This window comes from Vibrio sp. Y176 (assembly GCF_033438945.1).
The window spans coordinates 1-632 of the sequence record NZ_JAWOQS010000707.1 but is presented as its reverse complement, the minus strand read 5'-3'; the positions used below and the strand labels follow the sequence as shown (position 1 = coordinate 632).

Below are 632 nucleotides of genomic sequence, written 5' to 3'. Positions count from 1 at the left end.
ATTGCTCTGCAAGTGCGTAGTTGTAGAGTTGCAGGTAAGTCGCAGCCAAGCTCAACCGAATCTTAATGGTGCGATTGATATTACGACTGGTGCTTTCGTGATCCAGTACGTTGAAGTAGTGCACCAAAGCAAGATTGAACTTGCCTTGATAAAAATAGATGTCGCCCATTTGTTCAAGTACATCGGCCAAAATAGGGGAGCTTGGGTAAGAGTCGTAGAAATCTGCAGCCTGAGACAGATATTCAATGGCTTTGTCGTACACACGACGCTCTTGGAAAAGTCTCGCCAGCAAGCGGTTTACTTTGGCAAGGCGAGTACCGCTGTCACTTTCGATGGACTGCCAATAACCGTAAAGCAGTTCTGAAAGCGCAAGGTTGTATTTTTTACTGTTAAGGTAAAACTCACCAACAGAAGTGTAGTAATCAATTAAGGCCAAATCGGAACGACTGTCCTCAAGCATGCTTTTCGCTTGAGCATACAAACGCTCTGCGCCAACGTTATCGCCACGATGAGCCGCTAGCAGGGCTCGTTGCATCACCAGACGATAACGGACGCTGTCTGTACGTTGAAGTACAGAGTCGGCTTCGTCGAGCTGTTTTTCAATTTGATTGAGGGTGTCTTCGGCAGCTGAA

Annotated in this window: 1 protein-coding gene; it reads right to left on the bottom strand. The window is 46.8% G+C overall.

Annotation, left to right across the window (positions count from 1 at the left end):
• Positions 1–632: tetratricopeptide repeat protein (locus R7O13_RS28190; RefSeq protein WP_318305363.1), on the bottom strand; the 632-nt coding region annotated here is incomplete at both ends.